This is a genomic window from Treponema sp. R8-4-B8, from assembly GCF_054786175.1.
Window position 1 is genome coordinate 233,206 of the sequence record NZ_BDHE01000487.1, and the last position, 17,688, is coordinate 250,893.

General features: G+C 43.9%; 17 protein-coding genes. 9 read left to right on the forward strand and 8 right to left on the reverse strand.

Annotated elements, in window-relative coordinates:
- The first annotated feature begins 3 nt into the window (after nt 1-3).
- Nucleotides 4-726: a hypothetical protein gene (locus tag ACYVRA_RS14240; RefSeq protein WP_461253387.1), complete on the forward strand. Its 723-nt coding sequence runs from the start codon at nt 4-6 to the stop codon at nt 724-726.
- A 35-nt stretch (nt 727-761) separates the two neighbouring features.
- Here ACYVRA_RS14240 and ACYVRA_RS14245 read toward each other — a convergent pair whose 3' ends face one another.
- Nucleotides 762-1,619: a DNA-methyltransferase gene (locus ACYVRA_RS14245; RefSeq protein WP_461253388.1), complete on the reverse strand. Its 858-nt coding sequence runs from the start codon at nt 1,617-1,619 to the stop codon at nt 762-764.
- Nucleotides 1,620-1,691: 72 nt separating this feature from the next.
- Nucleotides 1,692-3,677 carry an excinuclease ABC subunit UvrB gene (gene uvrB / locus ACYVRA_RS14250; protein WP_461253389.1) on the reverse strand — a complete coding sequence of 662 codons (1,986 nt, stop codon included), beginning with the start codon at nt 3,675-3,677 and terminating at the stop codon, nt 1,692-1,694.
- 164 nt (nt 3,678-3,841) lie between these two features.
- On the opposite strand from uvrB, the gene ACYVRA_RS14255 reads away from it, so the two are divergent.
- The 3 genes from ACYVRA_RS14255 (at nt 3,842) to ACYVRA_RS14265 (ending at nt 7,365) form a co-directional block, all read left to right on the forward strand.
- Entirely contained in the window at nt 3,842-4,468 is a 627-nt protein-coding gene (locus ACYVRA_RS14255; RefSeq protein WP_461253390.1) for a hypothetical protein, read from the forward strand.
- A gap of 3 nt (nt 4,469-4,471) precedes the next feature.
- Entirely contained in the window at nt 4,472-5,590 is a 1,119-nt protein-coding gene (locus ACYVRA_RS14260; protein ID WP_461253391.1) for a glycosyl hydrolase, read from the forward strand.
- Between the two features lie 146 nt (nt 5,591-5,736).
- Nucleotides 5,737-7,365: an endo-1,4-beta-xylanase gene (locus ACYVRA_RS14265; RefSeq protein ID WP_461253392.1), complete on the forward strand. Its 1,629-nt coding sequence runs from the start codon at nt 5,737-5,739 to the stop codon at nt 7,363-7,365.
- A 3-nt stretch (nt 7,366-7,368) separates the two neighbouring features.
- On the opposite strand, the gene amrS is transcribed toward ACYVRA_RS14265, so the two are convergent.
- Both amrS and ACYVRA_RS14275 read right to left on the reverse strand, forming a co-directional pair.
- The gene (gene amrS, locus ACYVRA_RS14270) at nt 7,369-8,253 is read right to left on the reverse strand and encodes an AmmeMemoRadiSam system radical SAM enzyme (protein ID WP_461253393.1); all 885 of its coding nucleotides are present in this window, start codon (nt 8,251-8,253) and stop codon (nt 7,369-7,371) included.
- Nucleotides 8,250-8,636, reverse strand: coding sequence for a hypothetical protein (locus ACYVRA_RS14275; RefSeq protein WP_461253394.1), 387 nt, complete (start codon nt 8,634-8,636; stop codon nt 8,250-8,252). The genes amrS and ACYVRA_RS14275 overlap by 4 nt, the downstream gene beginning before the upstream one ends.
- Nucleotides 8,637-8,719: 83 nt before the next feature.
- Between ACYVRA_RS14275 and nudC the strand changes: the two genes are divergently transcribed.
- Nucleotides 8,720-9,502, forward strand: a complete 783-nt coding sequence (gene nudC, locus ACYVRA_RS14280; protein WP_461253395.1) for an NAD(+) diphosphatase — start codon at nt 8,720-8,722, stop codon at nt 9,500-9,502.
- Nucleotides 9,503-9,528: 26 nt separating this feature from the next.
- Here nudC and ACYVRA_RS14285 read toward each other — a convergent pair whose 3' ends face one another.
- The 3 genes from ACYVRA_RS14285 to hflK are packed head-to-tail and all read right to left on the reverse strand — an operon-like array spanning nt 9,529 to nt 12,895.
- Entirely contained in the window at nt 9,529-10,929 is a 1,401-nt protein-coding gene (locus ACYVRA_RS14285; RefSeq protein ID WP_461253396.1) for a hypothetical protein, read from the reverse strand.
- 29 nt (nt 10,930-10,958) lie between these two features.
- On the reverse strand, nt 10,959-11,945 hold the full coding sequence (hflC, locus tag ACYVRA_RS14290) for a protease modulator HflC (RefSeq protein WP_461253397.1): 987 nt from the start codon (nt 11,943-11,945) through the stop codon (nt 10,959-10,961).
- Nucleotides 11,945-12,895, reverse strand: a complete 951-nt coding sequence (hflK, locus tag ACYVRA_RS14295) for an FtsH protease activity modulator HflK (protein WP_461253398.1) — start codon at nt 12,893-12,895, stop codon at nt 11,945-11,947. Before hflK ends, hflC begins: the two co-directional genes overlap by 1 nt.
- 83 nt (nt 12,896-12,978) lie before the next feature.
- Between hflK and ACYVRA_RS14300 the strand changes: the two genes are divergently transcribed.
- The 3 genes from ACYVRA_RS14300 to ACYVRA_RS14310 all read left to right on the forward strand — a co-directional run bounded on the left by ACYVRA_RS14300 (nt 12,979) and on the right by ACYVRA_RS14310 (nt 16,100).
- Nucleotides 12,979-14,316, forward strand: coding sequence for an ATP-dependent 6-phosphofructokinase (locus ACYVRA_RS14300; RefSeq protein ID WP_461253399.1), 1,338 nt, complete (start codon nt 12,979-12,981; stop codon nt 14,314-14,316).
- 34 nt (nt 14,317-14,350) lie between these two features.
- Nucleotides 14,351-15,103, forward strand: a complete 753-nt coding sequence (locus tag ACYVRA_RS14305) for a TrmH family RNA methyltransferase (RefSeq protein ID WP_461253400.1) — start codon at nt 14,351-14,353, stop codon at nt 15,101-15,103.
- A gap of 103 nt (nt 15,104-15,206) precedes the next feature.
- Nucleotides 15,207-16,100, forward strand: a complete 894-nt coding sequence (locus ACYVRA_RS14310; protein ID WP_461253401.1) for a GerMN domain-containing protein — start codon at nt 15,207-15,209, stop codon at nt 16,098-16,100.
- Here ACYVRA_RS14310 and ACYVRA_RS14315 read toward each other — a convergent pair.
- Complete coding sequence (locus ACYVRA_RS14315) at nt 16,097-16,900, reverse strand: TIGR00282 family metallophosphoesterase (RefSeq protein WP_461253402.1); 804 nt, start codon at nt 16,898-16,900, stop codon at nt 16,097-16,099. The genes ACYVRA_RS14310 and ACYVRA_RS14315 overlap by 4 nt on opposite strands.
- A 44-nt stretch (nt 16,901-16,944) precedes the next feature.
- On the opposite strand from ACYVRA_RS14315, the gene ACYVRA_RS14320 reads away from it, so the two are divergent.
- The gene (locus ACYVRA_RS14320) at nt 16,945-17,613 is read left to right on the forward strand and encodes a hypothetical protein (protein WP_461253403.1); all 669 of its coding nucleotides are present in this window, start codon (nt 16,945-16,947) and stop codon (nt 17,611-17,613) included.
- Nucleotides 17,614-17,688 lie beyond the last annotated feature (75 nt).

Here is a 17,688-nt window from a genome sequence, read left to right on the forward strand (position 1 = left end):
ATTATGGTATTAAACGAACTTATCCAACGCAGTCCAATCCGCATTTTTGAACAGTCAATCGAAGGCGGATTAAAACCCGGAGAAATCGGGGTTATCGCTTCACCTAACGGAGTGGGAAAAACATCGGTACTTGTGCAGCTTGCCCTTGACAAACTGCTTCAGGGGAAAAAAGTTATTCACGTATCTTTTACCACCCACAATTCATTGGGACAGCTCAATCAGCACGTGCCTGTTTGGTACAACGATATTTTTGACGAATTTATCAATAAAAAAAATCTTGATAACGCCGTGGAAATAAAAAACAACCTTGTTAAAAACCGCGTATTAATGAGTTTTAATCAGGACGGAATCACGAAGAATCAGATTCTTAAAAGTTTAAGGGCAATGATTATCGAAGGCGGCTTTAAGGCCGATTCAATTATTGTAGACGGGTTTGATTTCTCGCGCATGGACAAAGAAATCATTGCCGGCGTTAAAACCTTCGCGATAGAATTGGGGGTTAGCGTTTGGTACAGTTGCTCGGTAAAAGACGACGTATCGCAGTACGATAAAGAGAATATTCCTGTAATACTGAACGATTTTATTAACAACATTGATATTGTGATTGTTTTACAGCCAAAGCATGATCATGTCGAGCTTTCTGTTTCCAAAGACAGAGGATCAATTATTTCAAAGGCAATGGCTATGAAATTGGATCCTAAGACGCTGTTGATACTGGAAGCGTGATTACGGTAAACCGTTTTGACATATTTTAGCTCCAATTAGCCTGTTTCTTGAAAAACTGTCGGTTCTTTTTTTATTTTTAAAAATCTGTCTTTAGTTAATTTACAATATTTTATGTCAATTTCAATACCCACATAATAACGGTTTCCAATTAACAAAGAAGCGACCCCGGTAGTGCCTCCGCCATTAAACGGGTCTAATATTATATTACCTTCATTTGTAGAAGCCGTTATAATTCTTAATAAAAGATCTAATGGTTTTTGAGTTGGGTGTTTGCCAAATTCTTTCTCGCTGTTTTTAGGCGCGGGTATTGACCAGACTGACCGCATTTGCGTATTTTCTTTTTTTATTTTATCTTCCGGAAAAATTCCGTTTTTCATTTTCTCATAATTAAAAACATGTTTTGCTTTTTTATCTTTACGCGCCCAGATTATTGTTTCATGTGAAGCGGTAAAAAACCTGCAACTTAAATTAGGCGGCGCGTTTGGTTTGAACCACGCAATATCATTTAAAATATGAAAGCCGTTTTTTTGCATGATATATCCGCATTGAAAAATACTATGATATGTGCCAGAAACCCAAATAGTTCCTTCGGGCTTTAATACCCGTTTACAGGCAGTTATCCAAGCGTCATGAAATTTTATATCCTCTTCCAACCCTTTGCTTTTATCCCATTTCCCTTTATTAACATTAACCATTCTTCCATTTTGACATGTAAATCCGTTATTTGATAACATATACGGCGGATCGGCAAAAATCATATCTATAGAGTTATCTTGAATGCGTGCTAATACCTCAAGACAATCGTTGTTAAATATAACGGCATTTTCAGAATAGAAATAAGGTTTTATCTCATTTTCAGGATTTATAATTGTCAATAACAATTCGTCTCTCACCCCATCTCTTTAATCCGCGCAATCTCATCGCGCATAGCCCCCCGGCAATCCGTCGAACAACGATTCACTTACTTACCCCATCTCTTTTATTCGTACTATCTCATCGCGGATTGACGCAGCCTGCTCAAACTCCAATTTTTTCGCGTGTTCGAGCATCTCGCTCTCCAAGGCTTTAATCAACTGTTTGCGCTGCGCGGGAATAAGCACATTGTAGGAGTTCTTTAAAACTTCAACCGTGGTTGCCGCCGCGTTATCCGCTTCTTCGACATGGCGCGTCAGTATTTCCGCGATTGCTTTTTTTACTGTCGCCGGGGTTATGCCGTGTTTTTTGTTATACGCTATTTGAATTTCGCGGCGGCGGTTTGTTTCGCTGATTGCTTTTTCCATCGCTTCGCTCATGCGGTCGGCGTACATGATTACTTTTCCGGCGGCGTTACGCGCGGCGCGCCCGATTATTTGCACAAGGCTTGTAAGCGAGCGTAAGAAGCCGATTTTATCCGCGTCAAGAATCGCTATAAATGAAACTTCGGGCAGGTCGATGCCTTCGCGTAACAGATTGATTCCTACAAGAATGTCAAAATCGCCTTGACGCAGTTGGGTGAGTATTTCCACGCGCTCAATGGTTTCTACTTCGCTGTGAATGTAGCGGACTTTCAAACCGAGGCCGGATAGGTAATCCGTAAGGTCTTCCGCCATTTTTTTTGTCAAGGTGAGGATAAGAGAGCGTTCTTTGGCTTTGATTCGTTTCTGCACTTCGCCGTAAATGTCTTCCATTTGACCTTCGCTGGGACGCACTTCTATTTCAGGGTCTAAAAGTCCTGTGGGGCGTATTAGCTGTTGCACTACACGCGCTGATTGCTCAATCTCAGTTTTTCCCGGCGTGGCGGAAACAAAAACAGTTTTGTCCAGCCGCTCGACAAATTCATCGTAACGAAGGGGGCGGTTGTCAAGGGCGCAGGGGAGACGGAAACCGTAATCGACAAGACTTTGCTTGCGGCTGCGATCGCCCGCGTACATGGCGCCTAACTGCGGCAGGGTAACGTGGCTTTCATCAATAAACGTTAAATGTCTTTTTGGGAAATAATCTACAAGCGTGTCAGGGGTTTCGCCGCTTTTGCGTCCCGCTAAATGAGCGGAGTAATTTTCAATGCCGGAACAGTAGCCCATTTCGGTAAGCATTTCGATGTCGTATTCAACGCGGGTTTTTAATCTTTCAGCTTCGATAATTTTGCCGTTGTTTTTAAAATACTCTAGGCGGTCTTTAAGTTCGTCTTTAATCGCGCCCATCGCGTTTTGTATCATTTCGCCGGGCATTACAAACTGTTTTGCGGGATAAATAAGAGCGCGGTCGAGGTCTTCAAGCATTTCACCTGACACGGGGTTGAAACGGCGGATACGCTCAACTTTATCCCAATCCAAATCGACGCGGTAGGCTTCTTCCATGTAGGCGGGATAAATTTCAAGCGTGTCGCCCCTTCTGCGAAAACGCCCGCGCTCGAGAACCGCGTCGTTGCGTTCGTATTGCAATTCAACAAAGCGGCGGATTAGCGAATCGACATCGACGGTTTCGCCTTTTGAAAAAGTAGCGGTCATTTTTTTGTATACGTCGGGGGTTACCATGCCGTAAATGCAGGAGACAGTCGCGACGATTATTACATCTTCGCGTTCCATCATGCTTCTCGCCGCAGAGAGACGCATTCGTTCTATTTCGTCGTTTATTGAAGCGTCTTTTTCTATGTATAAATCTCTGCTTGCGACATAAGCTTCCGGCTGGTAGTAATCGTAGTAGGAAACAAAATACTCAACGGCGTTGTCAGGAAAAAATCCTTTAAACTCTCGGTAAAGCTGCGCGGCAAGCGTCTTATTGTGGCTGACAATCAGCGTGGGCATTTGCACCGCTTCTATTATCTTCGCCATTGTGAAAGTTTTACCCGAACCTGTAACGCCTTGCAATGTTTGGTACTTGTCCCCGGCTCGGATGCCTTCAGCTAACGCTGAAATTGCCTCGCCTTGATCTCCCGCAGGCTGGAAAGGCGATACTACTTGAAATTGACGCATAAAAATAAATCCTAATAATGGCTCACAACACTTGATATGACATAATGGCTACCTGTAAACTACTATATTAAAGTATAGTAGTATTGTCAAGGCAGTTATATATAATAATGATGTATAATAAAAGCGGCATTTAATGCCGTTAAATTTTTAGTAAGGGGTGTTTTATGAAAAAGAACTTAGCGGTAAAGCAGGCGATTTTACTGGTAATCGCGGTATTGGCGGTATTGGCGATCTCATGCGCTTCCAGCGGCGGAGCGGCAAAAACTGAAACTCAGAAAGCCGCGCCAAGCATTAAGTTTAGCTGGGATTTTAGCGATCCGGCTTCTGGAACAGCAGGCTGGTATATGATTCCTAAAGAATATTGGGATTTCCACGGAACAGCGGATATAAGCCGCGATGATAAAACTTTCGGAAAACCAATGTTACGGATGGACGTTGATTATTCAAAAGATTCTAATTCCGAATGGTCAGAACCTAAAATGAAAGTGGATTTCGGTACCCCGCTTGAAGGAATAAGCAAATTCAGTTTTGATTTTATTTACAATCCGACATTTTCCAAGGGCGGCCATTTTAAGAGCAAAGTAGTTATCTTTAACGGTAAAAAACAACTAGCCGAAAGAAACACCGACGCTATTTTAGCTCTTGATGAACTTCCTGGCGGCTATGTAAAAGGAACCGTATCGTTATCGCTCAGATCTTCCAGTCCGGTTGACAGTATGGTTTTTAGCATTGCCGGTTACAAGACAAATTACAAAGGCCCTGTTTTCTTTGATAATATGCGCTGGGAATAAGTCTTGAAATCAATCAGTATTCTTTTACTGGCGGCGTTTTTATTGCTTTTCTCGTGTAACACCGCGCCGTCGGTTAAGAATACTCCCGCTTCCAAGCCAAAACCTGTCCGTCCTCCCGCTGAATCATCACCTAATAAAAAACGCCTATTAAATTATTTGTCCGACGTATATGGGAAATACATCATCTCCGGTCAGATGGACACGTCATGGACTACCAACGAAGAGATAGATATGATATCCCGTGTTTACGCGGATACAGGAAAATATCCGGCGATTAAAGGTTTTGATTTTATTATGCTTTCATATACCTATATGCCATTTATGAACGGCAGGGAACAGGTGAACGAAGCTATTGAATGGTGGGAAGGAAAAAACAACAATACGGCGTTATTGCCAAACAAACCGTCTATTCATGGAATTGTTACATTCTGCTGGCATTGGCGGACGGGCGCGAGAAATGATTTTTATTCGGATAAAACCGAATACCGTATCCCTTGGAAAAACGATCAGCTTGATACCGAAGATGCCGCTTTCACAGTCATTACAAAAGACCTTGACAGAGTGGCTTTACGTTTACAGACGCTTAAAGAAAAAGATATTCCAGTATTATGGCGGCCTTTGCATGAAGCGAGTGGCGGCTGGTTCTGGTGGGGGGCAAGCGGCCCAAAACCGTACATCGCCCTTTGGGAATTTATGTGGGATTATTTTACTTACGAAAAAGGATTGGATAACCTTATTTGGGTTTGGAACGGTGACAGTGAAAACTGGTTCCCCGATCCAAAAACCGTTGACATTATAGGCCGTGATATTTACGCGCAGGGTTTTTCTTCATTAAAAGACCAGTTCGAGCGGACAAAAAACATGGGTGATAAGGAATACATCGTCGCCCTTACTGAGAATGGTAGAATCCCCGACCCTGATGAATGTGTTAAAGACAAAGCCATGTGGTCGTGGTTTATGACTTGGAATGACGGCCGTAAAATAATAGGCGAATCGCATAAAGATAACTTTTTTACCGGAGAATTTTACAACAAGAACGATTACAAAAAGAAGGTATACAACCACCGCTCGGTAATTACTTTGGACAAACTGCCGGATTTAACGGCTTACCGTTTGGAATAATACTGTAAGTCTTTCACAGTTTTAAGAATATTAAAAGATAAATCTTACAAACGCAAAATAAACAAAAGTTAAAACTTGTTTTTTAGACTTAAAAAAGTAATACTTAATTGAGATAATATTGAGTACAAACTAAAAGAGGAAGAGTTATGGGAAAGAAAGCGCCGCAAACCAGCAAGATTCATGCTGTTGCTCTTGTAATAGTAATTGGTTTTACAATAACAGCCTGTTTCACGCCGGAAAAGACTGATACTACTTCAACACCAACTACTACACCAACTCAACCCTCAACTCCTACTTCACCTTCAACTCCTACTCAACCCGCAACTCCTACTCCAACGGTTACTGACGTAACGGTAAATCCGTCAACCGCTACAGTCGCTAAAGGCGCGACACAAACATTTACAGCCGTTGTTACAGGTACCAATAATCCCGCGCAGACCGTTACGTGGTCTATCGTACAGACCAATAAAAATTCGGGAACTGTTATTAACGCAAGCGGAATGCTTACTGTAGCCGCCGCTGAAACTCTTTCCTCGCTTACCGTAAAGGCAACTTCAACTGCGGATACGGGCAAGAGCGGAACGGCGACAGTCATCGTTAGCGGCGGTTCTCAATCTGCAGAAATTCCGTTACATTCAAAATGGCCGTTCTTTGTGGGAGCGGCCGCTCCCGGCAGCGCTTTTAGTTCGAGTAACGGACAGTATCCTTTGCTTATGTCTTTTAACGTACTGGTCGCGGAAAACGATATGAAACCCGCATCCATAATGCCAAGTCAATGGCAGAATTGGGCTTCGTCTCCTGCCTACAATGCCTCTCAAGCCTACCGTTGGACAGAAGCGGATAAATTGGTTAATTTTGCTGAAGCGAATAATACAAAAATACGCGGTCATGTTCTTTTCTGGCATGAGCAGATTCCTAAAGTATTTTTTAGAACAGGTAATACGACAAGCGCTTATGTGGCAAAAAACGTGTTTTATACCCGTATGGAACAACATGTTAAAACTGTTTTTCAAAAATACGGCGGCAAAGTTCTATGGTGGGACGTAGCCAACGAATGTGTCGGGGATGACGGTAATCCAAGAGTCGCTGGCGGAGCCAATATCGCGGGCAGTGATGGCAAATCTGATTTTACGGCAGTCATGGAGGAGTCGGGCCTTACGGGCGATGACCGTTATGAGTGGATTGTTTACGCTTTTAAATATGCCCGTAAATATGCCGATGAAAACGGCGGTCAGAATGTAAAACTCTTTCTTACTGAATACAATATTGAAAATAGTTGGGATACGGTTAAACGGAACGGATTTCTCAGACTGTTGGATTACCTGATTGCAAACGGCGCTCCAATTGACGGCGTAGGCATTCAAGGACATGCAAGAATACAGTATGGTGACGGTTATATAACCAGTCTCAGCACTGTTATTGATCAAATTACAACAAAGACAAATCCTGTCAGCAAAAAAAATCTGGTAGTACAGGTAACCGAACTGGATATATCGCTTTTCGCGTGGGATGATTCAACTCTGACGCTTTCTGCCGGTGAAATAAATACGCGTCTGCAGACACAGACAAATATGTACCGCAAATTGTTTGATATGTTAGCTGATAAACACAGTAAGGGAAAATTCGACATGGTTCTTGTCTGGGGTCTTGACGACGGCCACAGTTGGCTGAACAACTTTCCCAAGTCAGGCAGAGAAGATCACCCCCTGCTTTTTGACCGTCAATACCGTCCAAAACCCGCGTACAACTCATTAATAACCGGAGCTGTCCAATAAGAACTATACGCCGATATTCCCCGTATGAACAAACGTCAATTTTTTTTCCGCTTCTTTGGCGGCGCGTAAAAGAAAATCCCTGTCCGTGGGCGGAGCGTTCCATCGGTAATCGGGATGATAGGCCGTTAGGTGCCAGGGGATTTCTTTACTGACGGAAGCGATAAAATCCGCGGCTTTGCCAAGTTCGTCACTTAAGTCATTTAAATCAGGCACGACAAGAGTTGTAATTTCCAGATGAACTCCCGTCTTGTGGCAAAGTCCGATAAAATCAAGCACTGTCCGCAAATCGCCGTTCAGTGTTTTTTTGTATGTTTCTTCGGAAAAAGTTTTTAAGTCCACGTTTGCGGCATCGGTAAGTTTTAAAATTTCGGCGGCGGCTTTTTCATTGATACAGCCGTTGGTTACCAGCACATTGGCTATCCCGTGCTTGCGCGCGAGCGTCATGCAGTCCAAAAGATATTCAATATGGATAAGAGGCTCCGAGTATGTGTATGCGATGGAAGGAGAGTCCTGTTTCAGCGCGGCGGAAATTATTTCGCCCGGCTGCATCCATTTTCCCGGTATGTCAGTATTTTGGGAGATATGCCAATTCTGACAAAAAGGGCAGTGGAGATTGCAGCCGGCAAAACCGAGTGAGAGTATTTTTGTGTGAGGTTTAAAATGATACAGAGGTTTTTTCTCAATTGGATCAAGCGCGAGCGCGGAGATGAATCCGTAAAAGGGAATAATTCCCTTTCCGCCTTTATTTCCCCTCACCCCGCACGCGCCAAATTTGCCGCTTTTAATTACGCAGTTGTTAGGGCAAAGCTCGCAACTAACGCCACCGTCTGTCTCACAGAGAAAAAGCGGAGGGCGTTTAAATTGGGAAAAATCAGAAATGCCTATCACGCGCCTGCCTGCGGCTGATTTTGCAAAATGCGTTCTTTAATCGCCCGCGTTTTGCCGACAGCCTGCGCCAATTCATTTACCTCAAATGGTTCAAGAATCATTCCGACGGCGCCGCGTTTTACCCAAAGTTTTACCAGCGGCACGCCCTCGCCCGCTTCGGTAACCGCGGAGGGAACTTCTTCAACAAACAATATATCATCAAGCTTAAATTCCAGCACGACCGGTTCGTTTCCCAGCGGATCGTATACAAGGATAAGTTTGTTTTTTTCTGAGGGATGCGTTCTTGGATACCCGGTAAAAGGAATACCGTCATTCGGATGCCCCTTCGCGTATTTAGCGATACTGTTTATCGGCAGCATTTCAAGATAATTTATTTTATTCATTGCTTTCTCCCTCCATATTTAATATATAATATAAATTATTGAATAACAAGAAAATTTTTATTATTATAAATCAGGAGTGATATTTGGACAAGCGGGCGTTTTTCTTTCAGGGTGATTCTTTGCTTTTACCGGTTAATACTCAGGATTCTCAAATTGAAGGCGGGCTTTTGTTTGAATTATCAAAGAAATTTGAAAATCCCGATATTTTTGAAATACCTGAATTGGGCGGCTCTCCCGCCTTGATTACCGTAGTGTCCGTCCCACAGGTAGCAATCTTGCCTGAAGATTGGAAAACTATCCCCGTCCGAAGCATTATTTCCATGTTTAGCGTATCCGGCGGCAGCGTCAACCGCATTATCCGCGCCTGCCATATCGCGCAGTGGAGGCGTGATTCCCGTTTCTGCGGAACTTGCGGCGCAAAAAACGACGACATTCCCATGCAGGCGCAGAGAATCTGCCCCAAGTGCGGAAGGATGGAGTTTCCAAGAATTTGCCCCGCCGTTCTTGCGCTTATTACCGACAATGAAAACAGAATTCTGCTTGCACATAACAAAAAATTTAAAGCGGGGGTTTACAGCCATATTTCCGGTTTCAACGAAGCGGGAGAAACGCTGGAAGAAACAGTAGTTAGGGAAATCCGTGAAGAAGTAAATATAACAGTAAAAGACATTGTTTATATTAAATCCCAACCGTGGCCTTTCCCAAATTCTCTGATGCTAGGTTTTAAAGCGCGATATTCATCGGGTACGATTAAACCCGACGGAGACGAAATAGAAGACGCAAAATGGTTCACAAAAGACAACCTGCCTAATTTACCCGCAGAGGGTTCCTTATCACGCTATCTAATTAACTGTTGGATTAATTAGGATTATTTCACTTTTATTCTTTATTTCTAACTTTCAGTCCTCAAGAGTTCGATAATTCTCCAACGGTTACGTTTGTCACGCTTTAAAGTAAGAACGTCATTGAAATGCCTGGCGTAATCATCGAATGGCGACCATAAATTATAGACCGCGCGGAAGACAATAAGACCGTCGGCTTCTTCGCCTCCGATACAATCAACTTCTAAGTCGGTTACGCCAAAAACATTGGGCGCCGGAAGATCCCCGCCCATTACTTTCCAAACTCTCGCTTGAACAATTGACGAAGCTTTAGCTCCTTCATAAGCCTGCCTTTGTTTTAAAACCGCATAATAACTTGAAGCCGCGTTTATATCGCTTCTGTCAGCGCCTTGGATGCATGCTTCCATAAACTGATGATTTAATGAACTGAACGCGTCGTAGTAAGCGGTGACAACCGTTTCGGGCGACATTCCTTCCGTTGTCGGACGGGTGGCAATATTTATTACCGTGCTGAAAAAAATAAATAGAACAAACGCTACTCCTACTGTAACGCCAATCAGCAAATATTTATTGTTTTTTATATATCGTTTTGCTTTTAAGAGTTTATTTTTATTGAACAAATAATTTTTCTTCTCTTTTTCAAACTGTTTTGCTTTTTCAGGAGATAAAGTTTCAAATAACGAAGAAACAGATACCGCTTTTTTTTCTTTATCTGTTAAAATTTCAAGAATACCGGTAAGAATTTCAATACTGCTTTTTGTTACGGTATTTTTCTTGCTCTTTTTTTCAACGGGAAGCATAAGCGCCGCTTGAATAAGCTCTGATAATCGCGCGTTAAGACCCAACGCGGCAAGATGAACTGGGAAAAAAACACCTTCCCTCATGTCCTGAAAAATATCATTTGAAAGATAGGGATGATTCCCCGTCAGTATTTTGTATAACATTACGCCAGTACAAAAAGCGGTCGTATCCATGCCGGTTAAATCGGGGCAATTATACTTGTCAATTTCATTGCCTTCAATATAGAGACAGCGGCTGGATATATGCTCGGGAGCAAAAAAAACATTGCCCTCTTTTGAAACAAATGACGCGCCCGGATTAATTACGGAATGTTTATCGCCAAGGAACATTTTTGCCTTACTCCAGTTGATTACGGCTTCCAAAGCTTCTTGTTTTAAAGCAAGTGACGGCGATGAGCCAAGTTCTTCTAAAAGTAAATCCAATCTTTTTCCCGGCACATAAGGGCCAAAAACCCTCATAAAACCGCCGATTTCATTCACACCGGTTATTTTCCATGTTTCGTTTGTTCCGTCTGGATTAACAATAAATCCCGGATCTATCAAACTCTGAGACATTTTTGTACGGGCAAAAGAACGCTGATCAAGCCCGGTATCAAAACATAAAACCGATTGATTGTTAATTTCTGAAATATAAATTCGCTGTTCCATCATTATTCCTTTTTTATATTAATTTTTAACGTTTACCTTGTCGAGTAAAGATAACGGAAATAATCCATGTCGGTAGTAAGCGTTTTGTTAAACTTCGGCATGGTCTGACGATACGATTCAATTGCCCTCCAATAATCGTAAAAAACCTGTCTATCTCTGTCCCTGTTGTACGCGTCCGCGTAAATTCTCGCCGCTCTCGCGTCCGCGTTTCCCATAATTGTTTGGGCTTGCGTGTAAGCGGCGGAAAGAATAGAACGCTTTTCGTTGTCCATTTTTCCAAGCCACTCGGCTTTTCGCCCTTCGCCCTCGGAACGGAAAGCCATAGCTATTTGGTTTCTTTCCCTAATCATGCGGGCATAAACGCTCGGCGTTAATTCGGGCGAATAACTTATTTGCCGCGTTACTACGTCAATAAGCTCTATGCCGTATTCAGGAACCATTCGGCGAGAGCGCGCCAGTATCTCTTCGGCAAGCTGCCGCCTTCCCTTTGTAATCGGCTCATAACTTGAACTTGACTGGTTTGTAGTGCTTAAAATATCCACCTCAAGACCTTCCCCAATTACCGCCGCTTCGTCATGCGACAAGCGTTCCATAATAATATTGGAGTTTCTGACAGATTCCCGCAATGGGTTTTCCGCCACGACTGTACGCACTTCCGAATCAATAATTTCTGAAAGTTTTGAATACGCCGCGTCTACAGTATTTATCGACTCATAAAATTTCTTTGGGTCTGATATGCGCCATCGGGCGACAACATCGACAAAAATAAATTGTCTTTCCGCCGTCGGCACTATTCTTGCCTCGCCGTCCCACGCCATAATTTTTTTGGGATAACGGATAACTTCGTCTATAAAAGGAACTTTCACTTTAAGGCCGGCTTGTGAAATAACGTCCGTTATTCTTCCAAACTGAACAATTACCGCCTGCTCTCCCTCGTTAATAACATACAGGGGGCCGGCTACCGCTATGCCAATAATGATTACAAGGACAACTATTATAAAAGTAACTATTTTTTTCATTATCTTCCCCCTCCCATGTTCATCATAGGCAGGAAATTTTTTAAATTACGGTCGATAACCGTCATGCTTTTCTCGTCCTTAAAGACTTCTTCGATCATTTCATAGTAAAGCCTCTGTCGCGTAACTTCGGGAGCGCGGCGGTATTCTTCGTAAACGGAATTAAAACGCGCGACATCGCCGTTTGCCCTGTTTACCCGTTCTGTCGCATAACCTTGCGCTACTTGTATCGTCTTCTCGGCTTCGCCTCTTGCTTTGGGAATTTCCTCGTTGTAGACTTGCTGTCCTTCGTTTATAAGCCGCTCAAGGTCTTGCATCGCTTTGTTTACGTCTTCAAAAGCTTCCTGCACTCCCGACGGCGGAGTAACATTCTGGAGTTTAACCGCGATTACGTCAATGCCAAGCCCGTATTCGCTGAATCTGTTGTTCATTGTAGCCAATGCTTCAATCTCAATCGTACTTCTCTCGACGCCCATAATGTCCATGATCGCGCGGTCGCCTACAAGCGTATTAATCGCCGAGCGAGACACGTCGCGTATTGTCGCCCGTCTTTCATTCACGTTAAAAGTCCACGCTTTTGGATCGACAACGCGGTATTGGATAATCCATTCAACATTGACAATATTTAAATCTCCCGTAAGCATAACAGATTCATTCGCCTGATCTGAATACGCGGGATAACTTCCGCTCCTTGTGGTGCGAAATCCAAATTCTTCGGTTTGTACTGTTCTTACATTCACCGTATAATTTCGATCTATGCCAAATGGAAGTTTTGCGTGAAGCCCGGGCTCCCTTATGCCGATAAACCTGCCAAAGCGCGTGATAACCGCCTGTTCGGTCTGATCTACTATAAAAACACTGGTTCCCAAAAAAATTAGGGCCAATATTCCCACAACAATTAAAACAAGTATTTTTGGGCTAAATTTGCCCATTTTTGCAGGGGTAATTTTCATAAGATTAATATACCATACATGGTTACAAAACTCAAGCTATGCATTATAATGAATAATATATGTTATTTTAAAAGGAGTTGTTTATGGTGGTAAGTGATGATCTGGATTTTACTATTGAAGAACTTGGAAAAGCGTCGGTTCATTCGCCGTTAAAAATGTCCAGGGAACTTGGAGATAAAGTCGCCAATTATGTTGTGAACGATAAATTTTTACGCTTAAATCCGTATGTTGTGCCGGGGCCACAGCCTCATGTTAAAAGAACTCAAGTTCTGGAATTAGCGGGTCCCCGCGAGCTGATTTATTTTTCACCGGCTCATGTACACGCGGGGATTGTAAGCTGCGGCGGCCTATGTCCGGGCATTAACGACGTAATTCGCGCCGTTGTCCGCTGTTTATGGTACAGATACGGGGTCACAAGGATTTCCGGCATTCGTTACGGGTACAGGGGGTTTTTACCGGAGTCCCAGTTTGGGGTAAAAGAGCTTGATCCTGACAGCGTTGACGATATTCATAAAATCGGCGGCACATATTTAGGGAGCGCCCGTGGCGGCGGCAGGGAAGTAGAGAAGATTGTTGACGCGATGGAAAAACTCAATTTGAATATGCTTTTTACAATCGGCGGAGACGGCACTCAGCGGGGAATGTTAGATATTGCCGGTGAAGTTGACAAAAGAAAATTAAAAATAGCGATAATCGGAATACCAAAAACAGTTGATAATGATTTTGCCCTGATAGACCGTTCTTTTGGTTTTAACACGGCGGTACAGAAGGCTGTGGAAGTCGTCTCCGCGGCGCACATGGAAGCGTCGTCCGCGATTAATGGAATAGGCCTGGTAAAACTGATGGGAAGGGATTCCGGATTTATTGCGGCGCATACAGCGTTGGCAAGCCACGAGGTGAATTTTGTGCTGATCCCCGAAGTGCCGTTTAACTTGGAAGGTTACAACGGATTTTTATATCACTTGGAAGAGCGCATTGTAAAACGCAAACACGCGGTTATTATCGTCGCCGAAGGAGCAATGCAGGATCAGCTTATAAAAGATAAAAAAACCGACGCGGGCGGAAATACTAAATTTGAAGACGTTGGCGTTTATCTAAAATCAAGGATAAGCAATCATTTTGAAGAAAAGGGAATTGAGATCAACTTAAAGTACATCGATCCAAGTTACGCGATCCGTTCAGCGCCAGCGAATCCCGACGATTCAATTTACTGCGAGCGTTTGGGCAACGCGGCGGCACACGCGGCAATGGCGGGAAAAACCAAAATTATCATCGGCCTTGTAAATAACGAATTTGTTCATCTGCCGATTGGCTTGGTTATTACTCACCGCAATAAAGTAGACCCGGAAAGCAGCCTGTGGCGCGACACTCTTGACGCTACCCATCAGCCGCCGTTGATGGTAAACAGTTTTAACGGTTAATTTGCAAGTAAAGGCGTTACAGGTAACGAGCCGAATGCTAAACAAATTAACAGATGAACTTGCCGTATGTGGCATGAACGCGGTTCTTGCCGTGGGTGAGCATCATCCCGCGACAATCAACCGTTTGTTTTTACGCGAAGATCGTCTTAACTCATTTACTGGTATATGCAAACAGCTTGCCGAACGCAAGCGCCCCTATAAACTCTGCGAAGACGAAGAACTTGAGCGAATCTGCAAAAGCGTCCATCATCAGGGCGTAGTCGCGATGATCGAAGAGCCCGTAGTTGAACCGCTAACCCATGAAGATCTTGACCTGTGGGCAGCCGAAGGAAAGACAGGAGTCCTTCTTCACTCTGTCGGCAATGATCACAACTTAGGCGCAATCGCCAGGGCAGCCGCCTTTTTCGACGCGAGCTACATTGTGTTAAACGAAAAAGACACGGAAGCGCGTCTTACAACAAGCGCCTACCGTATCGCCGAAGGCGGCTTTGAACACCTAACGGTACGTAAAATCACAAACTCAGCCGCCTTCTTAAAAGACGCGTCAAAAAAACTTTTAACAATCGGCACTGACACAAGGGCAAGACAGCGCATCGGCGACTTAAGCGGCATTGTAAAAAAACGCCAAGGCGTTGTTCTAGTCTTAGGCAACGAAGAGACAGGCCTGCCCAAAGAAGTAAAAACCCAATGTTCCTATTTGCTAAGAATCCCCGGCACCGGAAACATCGAAAGCCTGAATGTCTCGCAAGCAGCGGCGCTATTTCTTCACTCTATTTACAATATATAGGTTAAGACATCTCGCAAAGGCGCGAAGGCGCAAAGGTTGTTGTTTGTAGGATCATCGTTTTTCCTTCAAGATTTGTAGTTAAACTAATATATCTAGATTAATAATGGGTTATCGGACAAGAACTTCGCGCCTCTGCGCCTTTGCGAGAAATTTTTCGGTAAAATTCCTTGACCCCATTTATAATTTACCGTATCATGATTTTGTGGCGACAAGGAAAACTGCGGGTAATTCAAAATCTAAAGGGTCTCAGGCGGTTGTTATTTTTTGGCTGATTTTTGTAATTGCTATTATCAGTATTTTTATGGCGAATGCCGCTACCATAAAAAAGAATTTTAATATTTTTAAGACTCGCCTAACCACCCCTCCCGGCGCGGAAGAAGAAGTTTTACCAGTGGAGGATGAGCAGCCCGTTACAGTTGTAATTGATACTTCCGCGCCAAAACCTAAGACTTCTGAGGAAACAAAACCGCAAACCACCGAACCGGCGAAAACTCAAAACACTCAGCCTGAAAAAAAACCGGCTGCTGAAACGCAGACAAAGCCAAAAACCCCGACAACGACTCAAACGCCGCCCGCGCAAACGAGAGACAGGGCTATTTATTTTGCCAATGTCGGAAGCGACGGGCAGATTCTCCATTCAAAAGTAACGCGCAAAATTCCCGTTTCTGATTCGCCAATGCAGGACGCGTTGAACGCTCTGCTTGCCGGTCCAACGGCGGAAGAATTAAGCCGCGGACTTCTTAATCTTATTCCGAGAAACACAAGGATACTTTCCGCGACCGTTAGGGGAAATACCGCATACATCAATTTTAGCGAAGATTTTTTATTTAACACTTTTGGCGTTGAAGGTTATGTCGCCCAGCTTAGGCAGATCGTTTGGACAGTGACAGAGTTTCAAAATGTAAAAGACGTGCAAATATTAATTGAAGGCAGAAGACTGGATTATCTTGGCGAAGGTATCTGGATTGGAAGCCCGATTAGCCGTCAATCTTTTTAAATTCTTTTAATCGATACCGCTTTTCCGCTCTCTATATCAATCTCCGCGATAATGCCCTGCATTTTTCCCGGTTTATCTGTCGCCGCTATTTCCATGTGATACAGAACCTGTTTGCGGGCGCGTTCAATGCAAATTTTCGGCTCCATGCCGATTACGCTGTCAACGTTGCCGGTCATTCCAAGATCGGTGATATATGCGCTACCCTTTGGCAGTATCCGCTCATCGGCGGTTTGAATGTGCGTGTGTGTGCCGGCAATTACCGTAGCGCGCCCGTCGGCATAATAGGCAAGCGCTTCTTTTTCGCGGCTGGATTCGGCGTGAAAATCTACAAGAATGACAGGCAGAGAGTCAACCTCTGAGTGGGCGATTACAAGATTATCGAAACATCTGAAAGGACAATCGATGGCGTTCATTAATTCACGCCCCTGAAGATTTATAACTACCCAGTTTATTCCTTTTTTATTTATACAGGCAGATCCCATGCCGGAAACAACGGAATCTGTATCTGTACCTGCCGGATAATTAGCCGGGCGAAGAATTTGCTTTTCAGTATCCAGAACATGCCAGAATTCGCGCTTTTCCCAGATGTGGTTTCCGGAAGTAATTACATCCGCGCCAGCGGCGATTATGCGCTTAAAGTCATTTTCGGTCATGCCAAAACCTTCGGCGGCATTTTCGCCATTGACCGTGACAAAATCAATTTGATGTTCTTTTATCAGCTCCGGCAGTTTTGCTTCCAGAGTTTCAATGCCATGATTCCCTACTACATCGCCAATCATGGCGGCCTTTACTGTAAGCATATTTATATATTGCCATAAAAGCCTTCTATCTGTAAACTGTATTTATGACAAGAGGAATTTTCATCGCAGGAAACGAATCGGCTATTAGCCGCGCTATCGAGGCGGAGACGGGCAACCGCGTAGAACAATTTGCCGCCGCTTTTATTCCAAACAGATTTTCCGGCGCGGTAAGGGGTTCATCGCAGGAAACGCCTAAACGCCTGTCCCTCGACTGGAATCCGTCAAGCCCTATTTCCGCCCGGACTTTGATACTTGCCGCGGAAAACCGCCTTGAGCATATTGACGAGGCGATACTTATCTGCTCGCCGCCTTCCATTCGCGGTAAAGCCTTTGATCTTTCTTTTTCCGATGTTGAAATAATGATTAACGACCACATAAAAGGATGGTTTTTTCTTGTAAAAGAACTTGCGGCTGTTTTTAACAACCGCAAACGCGGAACCCTCGCCCTGGTTTACCCCGATATTTCTTCATCATCATTAAAAGATGAAGCGGCGGATTTACTCGGCCCCCCCGCTCTCGCCTCCTTCCGCGCCCTTACTGCCAGTTTGCTTTCCGCCGCCCACAACGATTCATATTTCACAATGGGCTTTTCAACTACCGACTCGGGAAACGAATCGGCATTTGCTTCATTTATATTTAAATCTCTTGATGATACCGCGAAACGCTCCAACGGCAAATTGCATAAATTTGGGAAGTTTAGTTTTTTTAAGTGACGGGTATTATTGGAAAGTTTCACAAAAAGAACACAAAGGGGGAAGAGGGGGTTTTTGTCCGAGATCCGGGCGTGG

Excerpts from the sequence above, each read along its gene's own strand:
- ACYVRA_RS14285 (WP_461253396.1), bottom strand. The coding sequence starts at position 10,929 with ATGATGGAACAGCGAATTTATATTTCAGAAATTAACAATCAATCGGTT.
- hflK (WP_461253398.1), bottom strand. The coding sequence starts at position 12,895 with ATGAAAATTACCCCTGCAAAAATGGGCAAATTTAGCCCAAAAATACTT.
- uvrB (WP_461253389.1), bottom strand. The coding sequence starts at position 3,677 with ATGCGTCAATTTCAAGTAGTATCGCCTTTCCAGCCTGCGGGAGATCAA.
- ACYVRA_RS14320 (WP_461253403.1), top strand. The coding sequence starts at position 16,945 with ATGACAAGAGGAATTTTCATCGCAGGAAACGAATCGGCTATTAGCCGC.
- ACYVRA_RS14240 (WP_461253387.1), top strand. The coding sequence starts at position 4 with ATGGTATTAAACGAACTTATCCAACGCAGTCCAATCCGCATTTTTGAA.
- ACYVRA_RS14305 (WP_461253400.1), top strand. The coding sequence starts at position 14,351 with ATGCTAAACAAATTAACAGATGAACTTGCCGTATGTGGCATGAACGCG.
- hflC (WP_461253397.1), bottom strand. The coding sequence starts at position 11,945 with ATGAAAAAAATAGTTACTTTTATAATAGTTGTCCTTGTAATCATTATT.
- ACYVRA_RS14310 (WP_461253401.1), top strand. The coding sequence starts at position 15,207 with ATGGGTTATCGGACAAGAACTTCGCGCCTCTGCGCCTTTGCGAGAAAT.
- ACYVRA_RS14315 (WP_461253402.1), bottom strand. The coding sequence starts at position 16,900 with ATGCTTACAGTAAAGGCCGCCATGATTGGCGATGTAGTAGGGAATCAT.
- ACYVRA_RS14255 (WP_461253390.1), top strand. The coding sequence starts at position 3,842 with ATGAAAAAGAACTTAGCGGTAAAGCAGGCGATTTTACTGGTAATCGCG.
- ACYVRA_RS14265 (WP_461253392.1), top strand. The coding sequence starts at position 5,737 with ATGGGAAAGAAAGCGCCGCAAACCAGCAAGATTCATGCTGTTGCTCTT.
- ACYVRA_RS14275 (WP_461253394.1), bottom strand. The coding sequence starts at position 8,636 with ATGAATAAAATAAATTATCTTGAAATGCTGCCGATAAACAGTATCGCT.
- ACYVRA_RS14300 (WP_461253399.1), top strand. The coding sequence starts at position 12,979 with ATGGTGGTAAGTGATGATCTGGATTTTACTATTGAAGAACTTGGAAAA.